The sequence below is a fragment of the Paenibacillus sp. PSB04 genome (assembly GCF_025809195.1).
Taxonomy (GTDB): Bacteria; Bacillota; Bacilli; order Paenibacillales; family Paenibacillaceae; genus Paenibacillus_AQ; species Paenibacillus_AQ favisporus.
This window is the reverse complement of record NZ_CP081301.1, coordinates 6,961,727-6,976,904: the sequence shown is the minus strand read 5'-3', so window position 1 is coordinate 6,976,904 and position 15,178 is coordinate 6,961,727. Positions and strand designations below refer to the sequence as shown.

Below are 15,178 nucleotides of genomic sequence, written 5' to 3'. Positions count from 1 at the left end.
AGTAACATTACCTCCATTTTGATGAATCATGTATTTTCAAATTTTCATGAATCTCCACAACAAAAAAACGTCTGTCGACGCCCTTGCATAGACGCGTGCAGCGGCTTCAGCTTTCCCGGGAATCGGTTTCCTCGTCGAATTTGCGGATGAAATCATCCAGCCGCGCCTGCGTCTGTTCCAGCTCCTGCTGCATAAGGCGCATTTTTTCCACTTTGGTGCGCAGCATTTGAAGCTGTTCTTCCAGCATCTCGCTCATATGGGTCAATTGCTGCCTCCGATGAGCCCGGCTGGTCATGTCGTGGTAAGTTTGGTGATGCAGCTTGTAAGCGTCCGATACGGATAAGTACGAAACCAGCTCCTGCAGGCTGAAACCGAGAATTTCTTTGGCATTGACGATCTTCTTCAAGTACTCGATGTCTTCGCGGGTATAGAGGCGGGTGCCTCCTTCGCTCCGTTCAGGGGTCGGAAAAACGCCGATCTCTTCGTAATAGCGGATCGTTCGCTTCGTCAAGCCGCACTCTCGGGCGACATCGTCGATTTTATATTCATCCATTTCCTTCCTCCCTCAAAGATTCCCGGGTAACATTACCCATTGTAATCCTGACTAACGTTAACGTCAACGTTAAATTTATGAAACGGAAAATATATTTCTTACGTCCTATTTATCGCGGAATACGGTTGTCGGCTTAGTATGCCCGGTGTTCTCCGTTTATGTGCGGCGTCCGTCCGTGGCTGGGTGAAGGGCTTTTTCGTTGAACATTTCCTTATGTTTCACGGTCGAAAGGCGTGGCTGTGCGTCACGGATTGCTCAGAGGGTGAGGGGGAGAAGAGGGCTGGGGCTTTTATAGTTGTTATCTGGAACAGTGAAGGGAGCGTGGCGAACTCGCGTGCGCGACTCCTGATTGTCTGTACACATAAAAAAAGCTGCCCCACACCGCGCAGCGGTTGAGGGACAGCTTTCTAAATTAAGGCTGATAATGTTGGCTATTCGGCGGACGTTAAGCGCGAACGACACGAACTTGGTCTGCTACCAGCTCGACACGAATCTCCTTAACGTCTTCGTCGTCCAGCAGCAAATCGGTGATGCCGTCTTCCACATGCTGCGAAATAACGCGGCGGAGCGGACGGGCACCAAAGGCCGGATCGTAACCCAGTTCGGCCAGCTTGCGTTTCGCTTCGCCGGTCACGTCGAGGGAGATGCCGCGCTCCGACAGGGTAGCCGATACTTCGCTGAGCATATTGTCGACGATCGTTACGAGGTCTTCTTCCTTCAGCGAGGCAAACGGTACGATGCCGTCGAAGCGGTTCAGGAATTCAGGCCGGAAATAGCTGCCGAGCGAATCAAGAATCGAGCGGGTCTGCTCGGATTTGGCGGTGAAACCAACCATGATTTTCTTATCGGCGGCCGTGCCGGCGTTAGAAGTCATAATGATCACCGTATCCTTGAAGCTTACCGTACGCCCTTGGCTGTCGGTCAGACGGCCGTCGTCCAGCACCTGCAGGAACATATGCTGCACGTCCGGATGCGCCTTCTCGATCTCGTCGAGCAGGATAATGCTGTACGGGTTGCGGCGTACGCGCTCCGTCAGCTGGCCGGCTTCTTCATGACCGACGTATCCTGGTGGCGAACCGATCAGCTTGGAGACGGAGTGCCGCTCCATGTATTCGCTCATGTCGAGGCGAATCATCGAATCGGTGCTGCCGAACAGTTCTTCGGCCAGCGCCTTGGACAGTTCGGTCTTGCCGACGCCGGTCGGCCCGACGAACAGGAAGGACGCAATCGGCTTGGAGTCGCTGCGCAGTCCGGCGCGTCCGCGGCGAACGGCTTTGGCGACCTTGTCGACGGCTTCTCCCTGGCCGATGACGCGGCTTGCGAGGCGGGCGGCCAGATTTTTCATCTTGCCGCGCTCATCCGCCTGCAGCTTGCCGACCGGGATGCCGGTTTTACGCTCGATGATGTTCTGGATATCCTCGACAGTTACTTCGAGGACCTCTCCGGCAGCGGCATTCCCGTTCAGACGCTGCTGCAATTCGGCTTCCTCGTCGCGCAGCTTGGCGGCGAGCTCGTAGTTTTCATCGCGGGCGGCCGCGTCTTTCTCGATTGTGATCTGTTCCAGACGGGCGCGGATCTCGTCCGCACTGCCGACCGGAGCCCGCAGATTCAGCTTGGCGCCCGATTCGTCGAGCAGGTCGATCGCTTTATCGGGCAGGAATCGGTCCTGGATATAGCGGCTGGACAGACGCACGCACGCTTCAAGCGTTTCGTCCGGGTAGCGTACGCCGTGGAACTGCTCGTATTTCGGACGCAGCCCTTTCAAAATTTCGATCGTTTCCTCGGCGGTCGGCTCGTCGACGGTTACCGGCTGGAAGCGGCGCTCCAGCGCGGCGTCTTTCTCGATCTGACGGTATTCCTTAAGCGTCGTGGCGCCGATGACCTGCAGCTCGCCCCGTGCCAGCACCGGCTTCAGGATGTTGCCGGCATCCATGGAGCCCTCCGCGGAGCCTGCGCCGACCAGCAGATGGATCTCGTCGATGAACAGCAGAACATTTTTACGCTGCTCCAGCTCGGCGATCAGCTGCTTGACCTTTTCTTCGAATTGCCCGCGAATGCCGGTTCCGGCTACGAGGGAGGCGACGTCGAGCGAATAGACTTCCTTGCTCCGCAGCTTCGCTGGTACGCTGCCCTCCGTAATGCGCAGCGCCAGCCCTTCGGCGATGGCCGTCTTGCCGACGCCCGGTTCGCCGATCAGCACTGGATTGTTCTTGTTCCGGCGGTTCAAAATTTCGATGACGCGGTCGATCTCTTCATCGCGGCCGATGACGTTGTCGATCTTGCCGCCGCGCGCCGCGTCGTTCAGATTGCGTCCGAGCTGGTCCAGCAGCCCGCCGCCGCGCCGTCCGCCTTCTTGAGCGGCGGCTCTCGGAGGCTGCTGCGCCGCGCCGGATACCGGCTGGCCGGATTGCATGAAGCCGCGGAACAAATCTTCCAACGGAGAAGAATAGCTGCCCGAAGGACCAAAGCCGGCCGCAAACGGCACGCCGCCGTTTACTTTGGCATAGCAATCTTCGCAAAGAAACAATTTCTCGGATTTATGGTTGACAGTGAGGCTCAGACCTACGGTTGCCTGGTTATGATTACAATGTTGACAGCGCATGAAGGCATGCCCCTTTCGTTAGTTAATGGATTAATCAATTTTTGAATACTTCATCTGGATGCCCTAATCAGGAAAACGGCTGCCCGCGCCTTACGGGAGCAGGCCGCCGGAATAAAGGGATAAAAGTCAGAACTTCCGTCAGGACAAAGACGGCTGCACCGAAAGTCAAACACCTAAAGAGGTTGTTCATGCAGTACAAGTTTGATCTTTCGCTCTGACTTTGACTTTCTTTGACCTTATTATACCTCACTTGGAACACATGTCAACAGGTTTTCAGTTATTTTTCGTAAGTATATAGAAAAAGGTTTGAGAGAAAGAACGGTTCGGCCTTTCGGCGTGCTTGAGGCGGAAAAAAGGCTGGAAGGCAAAGAAAAACGTCTATCGATGTACATTCGAAGAGTGTGACGCATTTAGCGGAACTTTATTGCGATATAACCGAAGCCCGGGCCTCCCGAAGCATGAAAAAAGCCCTGCCGTACGGAATGTCTCCGTAACAGCAGGGCGTACCTTGTATGATCAATGCGGTGAATAAGCCAAAAGTGTCATGATTCCTCGTCCTGCAATATGCAGTCGGCAAACAAAATGAATTTCGGGATGCGGAAAAATTGTTCCGCCCGGTCTTGAAAGCTGGCTGACGGCAGCGTCCCTTGGTGCAGCCATTTCCGGAACGTTCCGGGATGGATGTCCATCCATTCGCTGACGTCGCTGACGGACAGGTCGTGAACCATGCACAGCCCCGTTAGTATTTTGTTGCTGACAGGCGACCGAGTCAGCGTCCGGCGCATGAAGCGCGAAGAGGAAGGCTGACAGATGATCGGGCTTGTAGATGTAACGGTATGATTAAACAGAATGTGATGCGGATAGCCCAGGTATTGGCATACCTTGTCCAAATTCTTTTTTCCCGGGATCCGTCCTTCATATACCCAGGCGCTCACGCTCCGGGAAGAAACCGAAATGTCCTCAGCCAGCTGGGACAGCTTGATGTCGTTGGCCATCAGGACAGCCAGCAGCACGCGGTTGCGGATTTGGCAGCGGGATGGCTTGCGGAAGCGTTTGACGCGGATTCCTTTTCCTAAGTATTTGCGATTGATCAGAGACCACGCCTGAATGGAATGCGGTTCTTGTTGTTTAGGCATATTTCCTCCGATGATTTTTCTTAAAATTCTACAATAGTTTCGGCTACGTTTTCAATAGTGCTATCGCCTGTTTCTGCAAGGTCCCGGTTTTCAGCCGAATGACCCGGGAATTTACGGTATCCCGTTGTCAAGTGAATAATAGGAACTATTTTTTCACTTCAACCCCAAAATGCTTCCAATTCAGTCATCAAACTGTTACCGAATTGAAATTGAACTCGCCAGCCGGGAAGGGTACAATGCAAGGGTGCTAGATTACTAGATTCGCGTATCTACGACATCTTAGCCAAATCCGAGAGAAAAAGGTTGGTAGATTATGTTGAAAAAGAAGTTGCACTACTCGAAATGGCTCTTATCATTCCTGCTTGTTTTTAGCACTGTACTTTCGGCAGAAGGAGGGCTGGCTACAGCCGCGGGCAGCACGGCGTCCTCCGTCAAGGCTTCCGTCTTTGTCGCTGTCAATGACAAACTGATCACTTACGACCAGCCCCAGCCGCTTATACATAACGGTACGCTGTTTGTACCCGTCGCCTCTACGGTTTCCCAGATGAATGCGTCGGCGAAGTACGCCGCAGGCAAGCTGACCATTTCGCGCGGAAAGCAGGCACTTGTCCTGACGGTTCCCGGGAAGGACGCCATTCTGAAAAACGGAAGAACGCTCGTCTCCCTGCGGAAGCTGACCGACAAGTTCGGCTACCAAATTTCCTACAACGCCGCCCAGTCGCTGTACCGTGCGGTGAACAGCTCCGCCTCCTTGACGGACCATCAGCTGGCACTGAAATACAGCACGTATATCAAGGAACATAAGAAGACCGCTGTCCAGAAGCCTTCCACGGGGAACGGCACGACGGCGCAGCAGGGCAGCAAAGTGATCTACATTACGTTCGACGACGGTCCGAATGCAGGTACGACCCGCCTGCTCGACGTGCTGGACCGAAATCAGGTGAAGGCGACCTTCTTTATGCTGGGAAATAACATCGCTTCGCATCCGTCCGCGGTCCGCAGGATCGTGAAGGAAGGGCATGGGGCCGGCCTGCACGGCATGAGCCACAAGAAAAATACGTTCTACGCATCACCTTCGTCCGCGCTGGGTGAGATGAACACCGATAACGACAAGCTGCACGCCGCCGCTGGCGTTTATACGAAAATGATCCGCCCGCCTTATGGAAGCAAGCCTTATTTTACTCAGAGCTACCGGGATTTGACGGCCTCGTACGGCTACCATCTGTGGGATTGGAACATTGATTCGGACGACTGGCGCTACAAGAGCAATCCGCAGACGATTTATAACAACGTGCTGAGAGATGTGAAGGCCATGAAGAAGAGAGGGGTTACCCCGATCGTGCTCTTCCATGACCAGACGGCAACCACGTCGATTCTGGACAAGCTGATCAAAGCGCTGAAAGCCGAAGGTTACACGTTCAAGCCGCTGACCAACAGCACGCCGCCGGTCAACTTCTGGAACGACAAACGGTAAGACTAATCGCCCTGCAAATCTATGAAATAGGCCCGTGATGGAAGATATCCGGCTGCGCAGATTCCTCTCTCCTTTCATACTCATATAAGAGATGGTAGGAAAGGAGGGGCTGTGAGATGAATCATCTGGTTGTTAACGGCATCAGTGCGGCCGCTGGCGGAATTCTTACCGTTGTATTGGGAGGGTGGGATCAGCTGCTTACCGTGTTTCTGATTACCATACTCATCGACTATGCAACGGGGGTTCTGGCCTCCATCAAGGAAGGATCCGGCTTGGACAGCCAGGTCGGATTCTGGGGTCTTACCCGGAAAGCGCTGATGCTGCTCGTCATCGTCCTTGCGCACCAGATGGACGTGCTGATCGGCAGCGGGAGCGACGTCATCAAGACGGGGGCGATCTATTTTTACATGTCCAACGAACTCATATCGATTACCGAAAATTACGGACGGCTTGGCCTGCCCCTGCCGGATAAAATCCGCCAGCTCATCGCCGTTTTGCGAAATAAAGACAAAGGTAACGGTCCCGATCTGTGACGGTTCTTCATGTTTCCTTTCCCTGAGGGGGAGGATATGGTATATTTTTCTCAGTACACTTTTCGAATGGGACAAGGAGCATGATACCATGATTAAGCATATCGTCTTCTTTAAATTAAAGGACAGATCACCGGAAAGTATTGAACGCACCGCCGCAGTCCTCCGCAATATGGAAGGGAAGATCCCGCAGCTCGTATCGATTGAGGTTGGACTCGATGTCATCCATTCGGAACGTTCTTTTGATATCGCGCTGGTGACAGAGCTTGCATCGCTGGAAGATCTGCAGGCTTACCAGGTTCATCCTGAGCACCAGATCGTGATCCGCCACATCAACGAAGTGAAAGACGTATCCGTGAGTGTGGACTACGAATTCTAAAGAATAGGAAGAATGGGACATGAGCGATTTAGAATATCCAATGGAGACCTTATTCCTGCTCATCGTATTTATTGCGGCCTTGTTTGTCATGTTATTCTGGCTGAAGCGCCGCGGAAAACGGGACAAATAAATTTCCACATCATGGAGGTAAGGCCGTGTATTACGTGAACCAGGAACAAATTCAGCGGCGTCTGGAAGCGATTCCGGACATCGTGGAAGCATTGAAGCAGGTTGCCGTGAATTGGGATGGCGGGATTGTGTCCGGTTTCGTTCAGGAACGGGCGCTGCATTTGGCCATCGAGGTTGTAACCGATGTCGGCAGCTACTTAATTGATGGATTTATTATGCGCGACGCAAGCAGCTACGAGGATATCGTAGAAATTACGCATGAGGAGCGCGTGTTTGACGATGAAGTGTTTGCCGTGCTGGCGGAACTCGTCAGTCTCCGCAAACCGTTGGTGCAGGAATATTACGCATGGGACCGGAGAAGCCTGCACAAGCTGACGCCGGTTTTGCCGGACATTCTCGAACAGTTTTCCGTGCAGGTGCGTGATTATTTGAAGCAGGAGCTGGGTGCGTAATCCGGTTCTCCGCCGCAGCGGCATAGGTTGTTATTGGCCCGTCCATGGGAATGGACGGGTCTTTTTGTGTTTCTGCAGATTTTTTTTAAAAAATAGCGCCCATTTTGTGTCAAGACAACCCCGCCCTGCTTATAATACACCATCAACTAGGCATTAGCCCGGCTGGGCGAAGGGAGTGAAACATCATGGCGGAATGGGGCTATATACTCATCGCTTGCGGATTTATTATGTTCGCTGTTGTGGCAATGATCCTTCTACATACGCTGAGGAGAGTACTGCTGCGGGCGGAATCCGTTCTGGGGAAGGCGGGAGCCGACATGACACAGCTGGCTGCAGAATCCAGGGAGCTGCTGACTCAGGCATCTTCAACACTGTCGCTTCTGCATGAGCGGGTGGAAGACATCGAACCGTTCAGTTCATCGCTGCGGCTGGCTGGCGAAACTTTAACCGGCACGCTGGAGCGGGTGGATTCGATTTCGAAGCTCGTCACCGATTCCGCCATGGAGCGCCTGGAGAAAGCCCACCGCGACAATGAGCTTCGGCTCGCGGAAGCGTTCCGGTGGCTGGATGTGGGGCTGTCGGTATGGCACTCCTGGAAGCAGGAGGCTTACCCGCCGGGAACGGTGCCATCAAGCGAAAAGGAGAGATGAGATATGAAGGAAAAGAATAAAAGCCTGCTGTGGGGCGCATTGGTCGGAAGTATTGTAGGGTCGGTAACCGCGCTGCTGCTCGCGCCGAAATCCGGGAAAGAACTGCGTCAGGATATTGCGGAGGGCGCACGCACGGTTGGCGGCAAAACCCAGGAATGGGCCGGCAAGGTGAAAGATACCGCAGGCAACGTCATCGCCGATATCCAGTCCTGGCGCAAGTCCAAGGCTGACGGGGAAGAAGCCGGCGAATTGGCCCAGATCTCCTCTTTCTCGGAAGAAGCCGCCGGCGAGCCCGATGAGTTCGAAGATTTCGATTTGATCGACGCCGAAGCGAAGCGTGACTAATTTGGAAGCAGGCATGAATTCAGGATCGTAAAACGCAGGCCCACTCCTGGTGTCACCCGGGAGCAGGGCCTGTTTTTCCATATTTTCGGGTGCGATGCCGCGGTTGTCCGAAAAAACGAAATGGGTTAAGATATGAGGTACGTTTTGTTGACGGTTTTCATATGGTAGCTACAGAGAGAAGAAAACGAGAAGGAAGCGGTGTGTTCGTGCAGCAGGCAATCGCAATTTTAGACTCGGGTGTGGGCGGGCTCACCGTGGCCAAAGAGGTCATGAGACAGCTCCCACGGGAAAAAATCATTTATTTTGGAGACACCGCCCGCACCCCTTACGGACCCCGTTCGTCCGATGAAGTGAGAAAATTTACAGAGCAGATCGTCGATTTTCTGATCCAATTCAGTCCCAAGACGATCGTGATCGCCTGCAATACGGCGACAGCTGCGGCGCTGGACTATATTTCCGGGAAAGTGCCGATTCCGGTCATCGGGGTGATTCATCCCGGAGCCAGAGCCGCCATCAGCGCGACCAAAACGGGTCAAGTGGGCGTCATCGGGACCGTCGGTACGATTCGCAGCGGGGCCTATACCACCGCGCTTCAGCAGCTGTCGCCTTATGTCAAGGTGGTCAGCCAGGCTTGTCCGGATCTGGTTCCGCTCGTGGAGCAGGGCTTATTCCGCTCGGAAGAAACGACGGCGATCGTGGAAAGGTCGCTCGCGGGAATCCGCCAATCCGACATCGATTGTCTGATTTTGGGATGCACGCATTATCCTTTTTTGAAGGATACGATCCAGGAAGTGATCGGCAGCAGCGTCAAGCTGATCAGCTCGGCGAACGAGACGGCCCGTGAAATCAGCACTATTCTGTATAATCAAGGGCAGCTCGCGAGCCGGGAGGAGAGCCCGGTCCATCAGTTTTTTTGCAGCGGCGACCCCGAAATGTTTAAACGGATCGCAAAGCTGTGGCTGGGGGAGCAAATCCGGCGGACGCCGGTCGTATGGCAGGTCTCCAAATTTGATGAATAAGGATTTTGGATGGTCTCAAATCCGTAAGCCGCCTTCAGGGTGACTTACGGATTTTTTGGATATAAGGAAAAGGAAGTCGCGGCATTCCTATTGTGTGACAACTCCGTTTAAATGGAGTCTGGCTTCTTTGAGGTTGGCTTAGAGTGATCGTAGGAACATTTTACGTACATACCCTTATCATCGATTTCAATGTTTTAACTAATAGTTTCGTAAAGACGCACGGTATAAGGGATCGTTTTTACCGCATGGGCCAAGCTCACTGGGGCATACAATGTTACGAATGGTGATGATGACTGCGGTCTAGTCCCGCGGAAAGGAACGATGCCATGCAGCAGTATACCGTGAAGAAAGGCGACACCCTGAGACGCATCGCCGCAAGCAAGGGGTTATCGGCGAGTCATATTATCAATGCCAACCCATGGGCTTCCGACCAGCCCTATTTAATTCCGGGGCAGATTCTGTACCTTCCCTCTTCTCCGCGCAGAAGGTATGAGGTTCAGGCGGGCGATACGCTGGACCGCATCGCTGCAGCCTTTCAAACCCGGGAAGAGGCGATCATGGAGATGAATCCCGGCATTTCGCCGCATGTTCTTCCCGAAGGGCGCGTCCTGGTGCTTCCTCCGTCCGAACGGGCGGGTATTGTCCAGCTTCTGGGAGAATACGGTTACCGTCAGATGAAGGAGGATATCCGGCAGTTGGCGGCGTTCTATCCTAAGATCGAAACCGGATCGATTGGAGAGAGCGTACTCGGAAAACCGCTTCCGTATGTAAAAATCGGGGAAGGCGGCAAACATATACATGTGAACGCTTCCATCCATGCAAACGAATGGATAACGACGCCGTCCGTCATGCGTTTCATCGAGGAATACGTCCGCAGTCTGCAATGCGGGGAGCGCTGGAACGGCTATGATCCCGTGCAGTGGTACCAGCAGTGCACGCTCTGGGTCGTCCCGATGGTCAATCCGGACGGCGTGGAGCTGGTTCAAGAAGGGATTCATCCCGGCCATCCGTATTACAGGCAGCTGACGGAGTGGAACGGCTGCCGCCGCGACTTCCGGCATTGGAAGGCCAATATTCACGGCGTGGACCTGGGCGATCAGTTCCCGGCCCATTGGGAGGAAGAGGTGCAAAGGCGGGGCAAACGGTCTCCGTCCCCCGGGATTACCCGGGTACCGCTCCGCTGACGGAGCCGGAAGCGGCCGCGCTGGCGGCCTTTACGCTGGAAACGTCGCCTGATGCGGCCGTATCTCTGCACAGCCAGGGGCAGGAGATTTACTGGAATTACCGCAACTATGAGCCCAAGGAGAGCCGGGAATGGTCCCGCCGCCTGGGCCAGGTCAGCGGCTATCGTCCCGTAAAGCTGGAAGGCAGCGACGCCGGCTATAAAGATTGGTTTATCCAGCATTTCCGCCGTCCCGGCTTTACTGTCGAGGTCGGGTTGGGCAAAAACCCGCTTCCGCTTGAGGATTACGATCAAATCAGCCTGGACGTCGGTTTGATTCTGGCTGAACTCATGTCATTGTGAAAAAAATATTGAAACATTTTCTGCAAGATTACGTATGATATGATTAAGGGAGCGGACGCTGTGTTAGGTTTAAGTAGAGACCGGCGATCGTTTCCTTTTTTCGCGTAAGAGCTCGTCCGGGTCCAGATGGATCCGTAATCCACGTATACAAGAAGAGGAGGGAAAGGCATGAAATGGAGAAGACTGCTGTCGCTGCGGCGCTGGTCCCACATGTTCTCGCGGATTTGGCGCTACCTGGTTTCGCCTCATGTGGCCATCATGGACAAGCTGCTGTTTCTCGTTCCGGTGGTGCTGTATTGGGTACTGCCCGACGTTATGCCGTTTATCCCGATTGACGATATAGGAGTCACGATGCTGATGACGGGATGGTTTGTCTCCCGGATGGATAAAAAATACCCCGGCCTGCTGGACAACGGTACGATTCATCCGCCTAAGGGTCCGGTGCGCTGAGGCTTCTTGCCATCCTATATCCGATACTGTACAATCAATAGTTACAAATAGAATGAACTCAAGAAATTTATGTTGAAGAGCTTGGATAAGCTGTTACAACAGGGGTTCAATTCGAAACTTGAGTTCAATCAATACTGTATGTAAAACTGACCTTACCTATAGGAGATGTAGCCGATGAAATGCAAAATTACCCGCAATGCGGCCAAGGTGCTTAAAAAGGAACTCGAGAAGGAAGAAAACCGCGATCTGAAGCTTCGCGTGCTCGTGACCCACGCCCATGGCGACCATGCGCACTACGGCCTGGATATGGACAAGCCCAAGGATTCGGATGAAATCGTCAGCACCGATAAGGAAATCGATGTGCTTCTGGACAAGAATGAGCCGCTTCTTGACGGCGTCAAAATCGACTATTTGTATTTTCCGCAGGAAGGCTTTGTGATCACCAATCCATCCCAAGGCAACCACGGCGATCACTAAGGCGCTCTATTTCGAACCTGTGTGCAGGGACCTGATGGAAAATGGTGGATTCCCGGATTGCTGCATAGTTCCGCTCCTTCCATACCATTCTAAGGACGGGTAGGAACTTTGTAGTGAAGGGAGAGCAACTGTTTATGACAACACGTTACGATTCCAGTCTGCAATCACAAAATTCGGTATCCCAGGCTCAAAACGCGGTGGAGAAGCTCCACAACGCGGTTTCCTCGGCTCTGTCCCATCCGACCGGGCAAATGATCGAGCAGGCGCACAACCGTCTGGCTCATACGGAACAAGCCGTACGTCAAGCTGGCCTGGCGGAGAACCGTCAAGCCGTCGAATTGGCAGAAGAAATGCTGGCCGAGGAGAAGAGCCGTTTGGCGTCACTGACGTCCGAGGAAGGGAAATCGAATTCGTAGGTTCCTGTCTGAACCCGTGAAGCGCACTGCGCTTTGCGGGTTTTTTTGCATGTCATCCTTCGGGATTCGGGTCATATCCATACAGCGGGAGTCCCGACTATACTGAAAGGGCTTTTTTGGGGCCCATCCCTGATTATGCTATAATGAGGATTGTCTTCTTTAGTCTCCTCATTATTTCATAAGGAAGGTTGTGAGAGTATGAAGCACATTACCGATTGCACCATCCTGAATAACGGAGTTACGATGCCATGGCTTGGGCTAGGCACCTTCAAAGCCCAAGGGGACGATGTGTATAAGGCGGTAAAGCTGGCGCTGGAAATCGGCTACCGAAGCATCGACACTGCAAAGGTTTATGGCAACGAGGAAGAAGTGGGCCGCGCGATTGCCGAGAGCGGCATTCCGAGAGGCGAGCTTTTCGTCACGACCAAAGTGTGGAACGATGACCAGGGTTATGATTCCACACTCCGGGCCTTCGAAGGCAGCCAGAAGCGGCTTGGCCTCGAGGTCATCGATTTGTACCTGATTCATTGGCCTGGCAAAGACAAATTCAAAGATACGTGGAAAGCGATGGAGCGCCTGTATGAGGAAGGACAAATCCGCGCCATCGGCGTCAGCAACTTTCACGTTCACCATCTAAAGGACCTGCTGCAGGACAGCAGGACGGTTCCTGCCGTGAACCAGGTGGAGCTGCACCCGCGGCTGATCCAGCAGGAGCTGCAGGATTTCTGCGGCGCACAGGGAATCCAGCTCGAAGCGTGGAGCCCGCTGATGCAGGGCAAGCTTACCGATGATTCGACGCTGGCGGGCATCGCCCAGAAATACGGCAAAACGCCGGCTCAGGTTATCCTGCGCTGGAACCTCCAGAACAAGATCGTCACGATTCCGAAGTCGGTTACTCCTTCCCGGATACGCGAGAATGCGGACATCTTTGATTTCGAGCTGTCGTCCGACGAAATCAAGAAGATCGACAGCCTTAATCAGAACCGTCGCGTCGGCAGCGATCCGGACAAGCTTCTGTTCTAGCATTCTCTTCCATATAAGCAGCAAAAACCCGGACTCCTTAAGGAGTTCCGGGTTTTTCTTTTTAATTGAGCTCAGGGATCAGGTCATACTGCAAGGTTTCATCGGAGGTGTACAGCTCCTTTTTCGCCCGGTCGTAGCCGGCACGGCAAGTGCTGACATCAACTGTTTTGCCGGTCTTCAGACTATAGCAGCTGCCATCCTCGAACATGCCGCTTTGGGAGGGAATGTAAAACCGTTTGCCGTCTGTATAAGCTCCGCTGCGCAGGACCACGAATCGGTCTTGGCCGTCAAACAGATCATTTCCCATCATGTACTGGGACTTGGCGGAAATGCCCAGCAGGTGCAGGAGCGATGGCGCCATGTCCAGCTGTCCGGCAGGCTTGTCATACACCCCTGCGCCTTCCCCGTCCGGCAGATGCACGAGGAGCGGCACCTCGTTCATGATCTGCTCCATGTCCAAATCGGTCAGGCTTTTGCCCAGAAACTTCTCATAGACCGCTTTGTCCTTCACCGAATTGTCATGATCCCCGTAGATATACAGGATGGTATGATCCCAAAGGCCGTCCTGCTTCAGCCGTTCCACCAACTGACCCAGCGCTGCGTCCACATAGTGGATCGCCTGCAGGTAATCTCCGAAGACGGTTCCGTCGAACTCGCCGACATTCAGCTCCTGCACGTCGTCCGGCAGCGAGAACGGATGGTGGGAGGAGAGCGTAATCAGAAACGAGTAGAACGGCTGCGGAAGCTGCTCAATTTGATCCATGGACTGTTTGAAAAAGGATTTGTCCCCAAGCGACCAGCCGAGAGGCTCATCGATTTCGTAATCCTTTTTGCTGAAAAACCGGTCGTAGCCCAAGGTTTCGTACATCGCATTCCGGTTCCAGAAGCTGCCGTCATAAGCATGGAACGCATTTGGCGTGTAGCCGTGCTCCTTCAGGATCGCCGGGAGCGAGTTGAACTGATGGTCAGCGTAGCGGATGAAAACCGAACCGTACGGAACCGGATGCAGGGAAGTCTGGGACGAGAAATCCGCATCGGAGGTTCTGCCCTGGCCGGTTTGATGATAATAATGGCTGAAGTACATGCTTTCCTTCATGAGCCGGTTGAAGTTCGGCGTGATTTCCTGTCCGCCGATCTGCTTGCCGATCATGAAATTCATGAATGCCTCGGTCTGGATGACCATGACGTTGCTGCCTTTGTACTTGCCGAACATGGCGTCGTTCTCCGAACGCGTTGTATCTTTATGATCAAACCATTCCTGCACATGGTCGACTTCGCCCGAAGCGAGCACGGGCTTTGGGCCCAAATGCTCTTTACCGAAGCGGTATGCGTCGTATACATGAAAACCGAGCAGCCCGGTTACGTTATAAAGCGAAAGGTTCCACCAATTTCCGGTAAAGAGGCCGACAGCGTAATAATCGATATAGAACTTGAGCGGCGCAAACGTTACGACGCAGCCGATCACCAGGGCGGCGATCCCGGATGAGAAGCGGCGAGTGAATCCGGCCCTCCGGGATGGTGATTTGCCGACCGTAAAATTCAGTGCCCCCCGTGCCGGACTTCGCCATCCTGACGGTTTCCATATCGCGATGACGGTCAGCAGCAGCCAATCCGCGGCAAACCATAGATCGCTCCAATGAAGCAGTGTCATAATGCTGTCCCCGAGGGAGTCCACCTGACTTGCCTGCATCATCACCGTAAAGGTGACCAGATCCTGAAAATATCGGTAGTACACCAGGTCCGTGTACATCAGCGCCGTAAGCAATAGGTTAACGACGATAAGTGCGATCCGCTGTCCGCGCCGGGGAAGCCATAAGGTCCAGAACGATACGAGGATCAGGGATCCGAGACCGATAAAAAAGTCCAGCGGGTTGAAATCGATTTTGCTGATATGAAGTTTAAAATGGAAAAGAAGCAGCTTATATATCATGAACAGCAAAAATAGGCTGTATGTGAAGTAACGGGAGCGGAAGAACCGCCCGAAGCCGCCATTTGAAGCGTGACTGGACATGCTGTAT

General features: G+C 53.6%; 15 protein-coding genes and 1 pseudogene. 12 read left to right on the top strand and 4 right to left on the bottom strand.

Going from position 1 to position 15,178, the window contains the following annotated elements; genetic code table 11:
* Positions 1 to 106: 106 nt before the first annotated feature.
* The 3 genes from K2F33_RS31990 to K2F33_RS31980 all read right to left on the bottom strand — a co-directional run bounded on the left by K2F33_RS31990 (position 107) and on the right by K2F33_RS31980 (position 4,291).
* Positions 107 to 553: a MerR family transcriptional regulator gene (locus K2F33_RS31990; RefSeq protein WP_145135742.1), complete on the bottom strand. Its 447-nt coding sequence runs from the start codon at positions 551 to 553 to the stop codon at positions 107 to 109.
* 445 nt (positions 554 to 998) lie between these two features.
* Positions 999 to 3,155 (bottom strand): ATP-dependent Clp protease ATP-binding subunit, encoded by a 2,157-nt coding sequence (locus K2F33_RS31985; protein ID WP_263880554.1) that lies wholly within the window; start codon positions 3,153 to 3,155, stop codon positions 999 to 1,001.
* Positions 3,156 to 3,697: 542 nt separating this feature from the next.
* On the bottom strand, positions 3,698 to 4,291 hold the full coding sequence (locus K2F33_RS31980; protein WP_076170275.1) for a helix-turn-helix domain-containing protein: 594 nt from the start codon (positions 4,289 to 4,291) through the stop codon (positions 3,698 to 3,700).
* Positions 4,292 to 4,604: 313 nt separating this feature from the next.
* Between K2F33_RS31980 and K2F33_RS31975 the strand changes: the two genes are divergently transcribed.
* The 12 genes and pseudogenes from K2F33_RS31975 (at position 4,605) to K2F33_RS31920 (ending at position 13,160) form a co-directional block, all read left to right on the top strand.
* Complete coding sequence (locus tag K2F33_RS31975; RefSeq protein WP_076170274.1) at positions 4,605 to 5,765, top strand: polysaccharide deacetylase family protein; 1,161 nt, start codon at positions 4,605 to 4,607, stop codon at positions 5,763 to 5,765.
* A gap of 116 nt (positions 5,766 to 5,881) precedes the next feature.
* Entirely contained in the window at positions 5,882 to 6,298 is a 417-nt protein-coding gene (locus tag K2F33_RS31970; protein WP_076170273.1) for a phage holin family protein, read from the top strand.
* Positions 6,299 to 6,386: 88 nt separating this feature from the next.
* Entirely contained in the window at positions 6,387 to 6,674 is a 288-nt protein-coding gene (locus K2F33_RS31965; protein WP_076170272.1) for a Dabb family protein, read from the top strand.
* A 155-nt stretch (positions 6,675 to 6,829) separates the two neighbouring features.
* Complete coding sequence (locus tag K2F33_RS31960) at positions 6,830 to 7,255, top strand: DUF86 domain-containing protein (RefSeq protein ID WP_263880553.1); 426 nt, start codon at positions 6,830 to 6,832, stop codon at positions 7,253 to 7,255.
* Between the two features lie 185 nt (positions 7,256 to 7,440).
* Positions 7,441 to 7,905 (top strand): hypothetical protein, encoded by a 465-nt coding sequence (locus K2F33_RS31955; RefSeq protein WP_076170270.1) that lies wholly within the window; start codon positions 7,441 to 7,443, stop codon positions 7,903 to 7,905.
* Positions 7,906 to 7,908: 3 nt separating this feature from the next.
* Positions 7,909 to 8,250 carry a YtxH domain-containing protein gene (locus K2F33_RS31950; RefSeq protein ID WP_076170269.1) on the top strand — a complete coding sequence of 114 codons (342 nt, stop codon included), beginning with the start codon at positions 7,909 to 7,911 and terminating at the stop codon, positions 8,248 to 8,250.
* A gap of 206 nt (positions 8,251 to 8,456) precedes the next feature.
* On the top strand, positions 8,457 to 9,269 hold the full coding sequence (gene racE / locus K2F33_RS31945) for a glutamate racemase (protein ID WP_076170743.1): 813 nt from the start codon (positions 8,457 to 8,459) through the stop codon (positions 9,267 to 9,269).
* A gap of 326 nt (positions 9,270 to 9,595) precedes the next feature.
* A pseudogene (locus K2F33_RS31940) lies at positions 9,596 to 10,794 on the top strand (M14 family zinc carboxypeptidase).
* A gap of 168 nt (positions 10,795 to 10,962) precedes the next feature.
* The gene (locus K2F33_RS31935; protein WP_212982903.1) at positions 10,963 to 11,244 is read left to right on the top strand and encodes a hypothetical protein; all 282 of its coding nucleotides are present in this window, start codon (positions 10,963 to 10,965) and stop codon (positions 11,242 to 11,244) included.
* A gap of 174 nt (positions 11,245 to 11,418) precedes the next feature.
* Positions 11,419 to 11,721, top strand: coding sequence for an iron-sulfur cluster assembly accessory protein (locus K2F33_RS31930; protein ID WP_076170266.1), 303 nt, complete (start codon positions 11,419 to 11,421; stop codon positions 11,719 to 11,721).
* Positions 11,722 to 11,855: 134 nt separating this feature from the next.
* Positions 11,856 to 12,137 carry a hypothetical protein gene (locus K2F33_RS31925; protein WP_076170265.1) on the top strand — a complete coding sequence of 94 codons (282 nt, stop codon included), beginning with the start codon at positions 11,856 to 11,858 and terminating at the stop codon, positions 12,135 to 12,137.
* Positions 12,138 to 12,335: 198 nt separating this feature from the next.
* A complete protein-coding gene (locus K2F33_RS31920) occupies positions 12,336 to 13,160 on the top strand; it encodes an aldo/keto reductase (RefSeq protein WP_089546035.1) in 825 nt (274 codons plus the stop codon).
* A 61-nt stretch (positions 13,161 to 13,221) separates the two neighbouring features.
* On the opposite strand, the gene K2F33_RS31915 is transcribed toward K2F33_RS31920, so the two are convergent.
* Entirely contained in the window at positions 13,222 to 15,171 is a 1,950-nt protein-coding gene (locus K2F33_RS31915; RefSeq protein WP_263882493.1) for an LTA synthase family protein, read from the bottom strand.
* Positions 15,172 to 15,178: the final 7 nt, after the last annotated feature.